The sequence below is a fragment of the Thiohalophilus sp. genome, assembly GCF_034521165.1.
In the GTDB taxonomy this organism is placed as follows: Bacteria; Pseudomonadota; Gammaproteobacteria; order UBA6429; family Thiohalophilaceae; genus Thiohalophilus.
On record NZ_JAXHMV010000015.1, the window covers coordinates 20,833 to 27,299 of the forward strand.

A 6,467-nucleotide genomic window follows, 5' to 3' on the forward strand; every position below is an offset into this window, starting at 1 on the left:
GTTTTTTCCTCGTACCTCGTCACTCGCACCTCGTCCCTATAATATAGGGACATCCCGCCTTTTCAGATCATCATCCGTTGACCATACTGAGAGTCAGAGACTTCAGCTGTTTGTAAACCTGTCCGATAGTGGATGAAGACAGGGTGCAATCCTGCGTGGTGGCGGCCTGTCTGGCTGGGCGAAAATTGACGTGCTGCGACGACAGTTTTGTATCTTTTTTACTTGCACCGGTGACTTGCCATCGCGCGAGTCGACCCGAGGAATGCGATGCGCCCGATATTTATCGCTTTGTGCTACTGGTGGCTGCTTTTCCCCCTGACCTTGTGGGGAACCGTCGTCCAGGCGCAGACCGTCCGGGTTGGCGTATTCGATAATCGACCTGTCGTGTTTCAGGATGAGAGCGGGCAAATTATCGGGCTTGCCATCGACGTTCTCCAGGACATTGCGCGTCAGCAGAACTGGCAGCTGAACTATCACTATGCTCCCTGGAATGAATTGCTCGATCAGCTGGAAGCCGGGCAGATCGACATTCTGGTCGGTATTGCCTACAGCGCCGAACGTGCAGAACGATTTCATTTTACCTCGCAGACCCTGATGAACAACTGGGGCGTGGTGTATCAGGCCAGCGGCAATAATCTCAGTTCCCTGTCCGATCTGGTCGGACAACGGATTGCGCTGATGGAACAGAGCATACATAGCCGGCGTTTCGATGAACTGATGAACGGCTTCGGTTTCGACTATATCCCGATACCGGTGCCGCATTACGGCGATGTAATGAACGAGCTGGAACAGGGCCGGGCGGATGCGGGGATAATAAACCGGGTCTACAGCCTGCTTGATGAAAGCAGCTACCGCGTGAAACCGACCAGTATTCTGTTCAACCCGGTTCAGATCCGGTTTGCCGCCCCGGGACACGGTGACTCGCCGTATCTGCCGCTTATCGACGCCTATCTGGTCGAAGCGAAGAAACAAAGCAACTCCCGCTATTACGAAAGCCTGCAAAAATGGCTGGAGAAGGGACAGAGCGAAGCGGCTGTGCCGAAGTGGCTGTGGCCTGCGGTCGGGGTTATTGCCGCCATTTTGTTACTCAGCGGGTTGTATGGTTATCTGCTGCAAACCCAGGTCCGATCCCGTACTCGCGATCTGGAGGAGGCGGAAGCCCGTTTCCAGCAGCTGGCCGAAGCGGTCGATGCGGTATTCTGGATGACAACACCGGACTGGGAGCGGTTTCTGTATATCAGCCCGGGCTATAAAAAGATCTGGGGAGACGATCCACAAATCCTGTACAACAATCCCGCTGCCTGGTTCGAGCGCATTCATCCTGAAGATCAGGGCTGGCTGCGGGAAATAATGCAACAAAAGCATCATCAACTCGAGTCGGAATATACTTTTCCGGAATATCGCCTGATCGACAAGGCAGGAGAACTGCGCTGGATCTCTGCCCGGATTTATCCGGTTTTTGACCAGCAGGGGCGTTTGATTCGCATTGCCGGCATTGCCCAGGATGTAACGGAACAGCGTCAGACTTATCTGAAGCTGCAGGAAAATGAGAAGCTTTACAGGACCAGTATTGACCATGCTCCCGAAGCTATAACGATTCTTGATATCGATAGTGGGAAGTTCGTTGATGTCAATAAAAATGGCGAACGCCTGTTCTCACTGAAACGTGAACAACTGTTGCAATCCGGCCCCGCTGAACTCAGTCCGCCCTATCAGCCTGACGGACAGCTCTCGGAAAGGTTGGCCGGTCAATATATTTCACAGGCACTGGCCGGTGAGACACCGGCGTTTGAGTGGGTGCACAGGGATTCGCGAGGGGATCTGCTCGATTGTGAAATCCGCCTGGTCCGATTGCCCACGGAAGACCGGAATCTGGTTCGCGGCAGTATCACCGATGTCACCGAGCGCAAGAAAATGCAGTCCCGGTTGCAGGAAAGCCGGGAAAGATTGCAGACGGTGGTTAACAGTGCCCCGGTGGTGCTGTTTGCGATGGATGCACAGGGCGTCTTTACCTTGTTGGAGGGACAGGCTCTCAGTGCGCTGGGACTTAAACCCGGTGAGGTCGTTGGCCAGTCGGCGTTTAACCTGTATCAGGATAATCCCGACATCATCGGGGATCTCCAGCGCACATTGGGGGGTGAAGTATTCCAGGTCGAAAGACGAGTTGGCGCTCTCTATTTCGAAATCCATTATTCGCCCACTTATAATGAACAGGGTGGGTTGAACGGCTCGATTGGTGTTGCGGTAAATATTACCGAACAGGTAAAAGCGCGTCAGGCGCTGGAACATCAGCAGAAAAAACTGGAACTGGCCCTGGAGACCGGCCAGGTCGGGATATGGGACTGGGATATGTGTGCCGGCACGATTGAATGGTCCTCCAGTCTTGAACATATGTATGGCCTTGAAACAGGCACCTTCAAAGGTCATTTCGAGGATTTCGCCAGGCAGGTATACCCGGGCGATCTCGACAAGATAACCGCGGCTGTCGACACAGCGGTTAAAAACCGCAGGCCGTTTAAAATTGAAAACCGCATTGTTCGTGCCGATGGCGAGGTGCGCTGGGTCTATAGCCAGGCCCGACTACGTTATGACGAGCAAAGCAATATCATCGGCATGCTGGGCATCACCACCGACCTGACCGAGGTCAAAAAAGCCGAGGAAGCCTTACGTTCGAGTGAGGCCCAGCTGGCCGAGGCTCAACGTATTGCCCATTTGGGTAGCTGGGATCTGGATATGAACAGCTTGAAGGCAAACTGGTCTGATGAAGAGTATCGCTTGCTGGGGTATAGCGTTAATGAGGTCGAGGCATCATTGGCCAATTTTATGGCCTCTGTTTATATCGACGATGTGGATGTTGTCGAAGAGGCTATACAACGGGCTGTGACCAACCCGGAAGGTATGTTCGAGGTAGAGCATCGGGTCAGTTATCGAGATGGAACAATACGCCATATGCTTGAGCAGGGACAGGTCAGTTTTGATGAACAGGGTAAACCCTTCAAGGCAATTGGTACCACGCTGGATATTACTGAACAAAAACAGACCGAGCAGGAACTGCTGCAACACAAGTTCCACCTCGAGGAGCTGGTGGAAGATCGCACCGGTGAATTGCAGCGTATCAACCAGGAGCTCGAGTCGTTCAGTTACTCCGTTTCGCATGATCTGCGCGCCCCGTTGCGCGCAATCGACGGCTTCAGTCAGGCACTGTATGAAGATTATCGCCAGGCGCTGGATGAAACCGGCCTGGATTATCTGAACCGCATACAACGGGCGGCTGAAAATATGTCGCATCTTATCGACAGCCTGTTGAAACTCTCCCGCCTGACGCGCAGTAAATTCAAGCGTGAGAAAGTCGATTTAAGCCAGCTGGCCCGGGATGTTGCCGAAGAACAGAAACAGCTCTGGGCGGCGTCTTCTCTCGAGGTGGTGATTCAGCCAGAGCTTGTCGTCTATGGGGATCTGCAGATGCTGCGCGTCATGCTGACCAATCTTGTGAATAATGCGATCAAATATTCGCAAGGCAAGCCACACCCGAGAATTGAAATCGGCACCCGCCAGGGAGAGGGACCGCGAACTGTGTTTTATGTCGCCGATAACGGCGCGGGCTTCGATATGCGTTATATAGACAAGTTGTTTGGTGCGTTCCAGCGCTTGCATGCTAGCGATGAGTTTGAAGGGCTGGGCATCGGCCTGGCAACGGTACAACGCATTATTCACCGCCATGGCGGGCGTATCTGGGCGGAAGGGAGTTCGGACAACGGGGCGGTATTTTATTTTGTGCTGTGAGGATTGAGGCTGCGGGGTTTTTCGCTATAGTTAATATGAGTGTCATCAAATGTGGCGCAGCAACCAAGTGCAGGAGATGCGGTGAACCTGAGTTATGACGCATGGGGAGCGGGCCTGGCCGCCAGACGTATTTTGCTTGTCGAAGATAACCCCGACGATCAGCTGCTGGTGCTGCGGGCGCTGAAGAAAAACCACATGGACTCAGAGGTCACCGTGGTCGATGACGGCGTAAAGGCACTGGAATACCTGTTTGCCGAAGGCAAATACCGCGACCGCGCTGCAGAAACATTGCCGATGCTGATGTTGCTGGATATCAAATTGCCGCGGCTTGACGGGCGTGATGTGTTGCGTCAGTTGCGCGCCGACAGACGGACCCGCCATCTGCCGGTGGTAGTGATGACCTCCTCTTCGGAAGAAGCGGATATCCGCAAAAGTTACGAGCTGGGAGCCAACAGCTATATCCGCAAACCCGTCGACTCTGATCAGTTCACTTCGACCGTGACCCAGCTGGGCCATTACTGGCTCAACCTCAACCAGAGTCCCTATGCCTGACTCTCCGGAGAAAAAAGTCTCCCTGCGTCTGTTACTGGTGGAGGACAACCCGGACGATGCGGAACTGATCTTGCGCGCCCTGCGCAAGGGGGGCTATCAGGTCGATTATATCCGGGTGGACAATGCCCCGGATTTAACCCGACAACTGCGCGAAGCGGACTGGGAGCTGGTGCTCTCCGATTATGCCATGCCGCACTTCAACGGGCTGGCGGCACTGAAACTGGTCAAGGAACATAATCCGGACATCCCCTTCATTGTTGTTTCCGGCACCATCGGTGAGGAGTTGGCTGTCGAGGCCATGCGCAAGGGCGCGCAGGACTATCTGATGAAGGATAACCTGACCCGGCTATTACCGGCGATCCAGCGCGAACTGGCGGACGCGGACGAACGGCGCGCGCGACGCGCGGCGGAACAGACTCTGCGCCATCAGGCGTACCACGACCTGCTGACCGGGTTGCCCAACCGCTGGTTGTTACGCGATCGTATCGAGCAGGCCTTTGCCTATGCGCACCGGGAAAGCCATTCGCTGGCGGTGATGTTCCTCGATCTGGATCGTTTCAAGAACCTTAATGACACCATGGGCCATATCGCCGGCGATCACCTGTTACGGGCGGTGGCCGAACGGCTCAAATCGGCGGTGACCCCGTGGGATACGATTGCCCGTCTCGGGGGCGATGACTTTGTGCTGCTATTGCCCGATGTGGGCCGGCCGCAGCAGGCCAGTGACAAGGCGGATGCCTTGCTCCAGCTGTTCCAGACCCCGTTTGTGCTGTCGGGCCAGAATGTCTATGTGGATGCCAGTATCGGGATCGCCATGTACCCCGAAAACGGGCGCGATGCGGACAACCTGCTGAAAAATGCCGAAGCCGCCATGTATTACGCCAAGGAGCAGGGACGCAATAACTTCCAGTTCTGTACCAGCGGAATTCAGGAAGCCACCGTCACCCGCTTTGTGATCGAAAACGAACTGCGCGAGGCGATCAAAACCTCGCAACTGGTGCTTTATTACCAGCCCCAGTTTTCCCTGCGCAACCAGGCGGTGACCGGCCTGGAGGCGCTGGTGCGCTGGAAGCACCCGCAGCGCGGTCTGGTGCCGCCGGACAAATTCATCCCGGTGGCCGAGGAGACCGGTCTGATCATTGCCCTGGGCGGCTGGGTCATACAGCAGGCCCTGGCAGACCTGCGCCGCTGGCGCGCCCTGGGGTTAGAGGTGGCGCGGCTGGCGATCAATCTCTCGGCCCGGCAGCTGTTCCACACCCAGACCCATGACATCCTGCAGCAAAGCCTGGAAGGCGATCCCGACTCGGCCCACATCCTGGAGCTGGAGATCACCGAAAGCGGCGTCATGCAAGACCCCGAGCAGGCCGTCCAGACGCTCAATGCGTTCAAGGAGTTAGGCGTTTCGGTGGCGATCGATGATTTTGGCACCGGCTACTCCTCGCTGGCCTATCTCAAACGCTTTCCCATCGACGTACTGAAAATCGACCGCTCCTTTGTCCGCGACATTACCGTGGATGATGATGATGCCGCTATCGTGCGCACCATCCTGGCCATGGCTCAGGCCCTCAACCTGCAGGTCATCGCCGAGGGGGTGGAAAGCGAGAGTCAACTCAAGCTGCTGGCCGCCCTGGGCTGCAGCGAAGGCCAGGGCTACTATTATGCCCGCCCCATGCCGGGTGAGGCGCTGGAAGCCTTTTTGCACGACAACGCCCCCGCCAGCCCGGGTTGAAATCAGCCCGCCGCGACCGAAAATTAACTCTGTGACCGCAGTATGTAATTTTTTTTACACATTTGGTCCAAAGGGTGTTGACCGGGGGGCAAAGCTACGTATAATGCGCGCCTCCTGAGACGGCAAGAGGGCGGAAACGCCCGGCATACAAAGGATTCCAAGGAATTAGTCCTTGACGCGAGTCCCGAAGAGATGCAGAATTGTCGGTCTGCTCTGGCCGAATGTCAGAGGTGCTCTTTAACAATTTGATCAGGTAATTTGTGTGGGTGCTTGCGTCGATGAGGCTTTGCCAAAAATGTCGATGTAAGCAATCACGTCAAACCTAAAGCAGTAAGATTAGCGTTTTGATTTAGGATTGCTCTTCATCGCAAAAAGTTTGGTTGCGCTTTAGCAACCGGAATGA

The 6,467-nt window shown here is 55.3% G+C and carries 3 protein-coding genes; all 3 read left to right on the top strand.

Features of this window, described 5'->3' with window-relative positions:
* Positions 1-267 precede the first annotated feature (267 nt).
* The 3 genes from U5K34_RS14495 (at position 268) to U5K34_RS14505 (ending at position 6,064) form a co-directional block, all read left to right on the top strand.
* Positions 268-3,783 (top strand): PAS domain S-box protein, encoded by a 3,516-nt coding sequence (locus U5K34_RS14495; protein WP_322569117.1) that lies wholly within the window; start codon positions 268-270, stop codon positions 3,781-3,783.
* A gap of 81 nt (positions 3,784-3,864) precedes the next feature.
* Entirely contained in the window at positions 3,865-4,335 is a 471-nt protein-coding gene (locus tag U5K34_RS14500; RefSeq protein ID WP_322569118.1) for a response regulator, read from the top strand.
* Positions 4,328-6,064, top strand: coding sequence for an EAL domain-containing protein (locus tag U5K34_RS14505; protein ID WP_322569119.1), 1,737 nt, complete (start codon positions 4,328-4,330; stop codon positions 6,062-6,064). The genes U5K34_RS14500 and U5K34_RS14505 overlap by 8 nt, the downstream gene beginning before the upstream one ends.
* Positions 6,065-6,467: the final 403 nt, after the last annotated feature.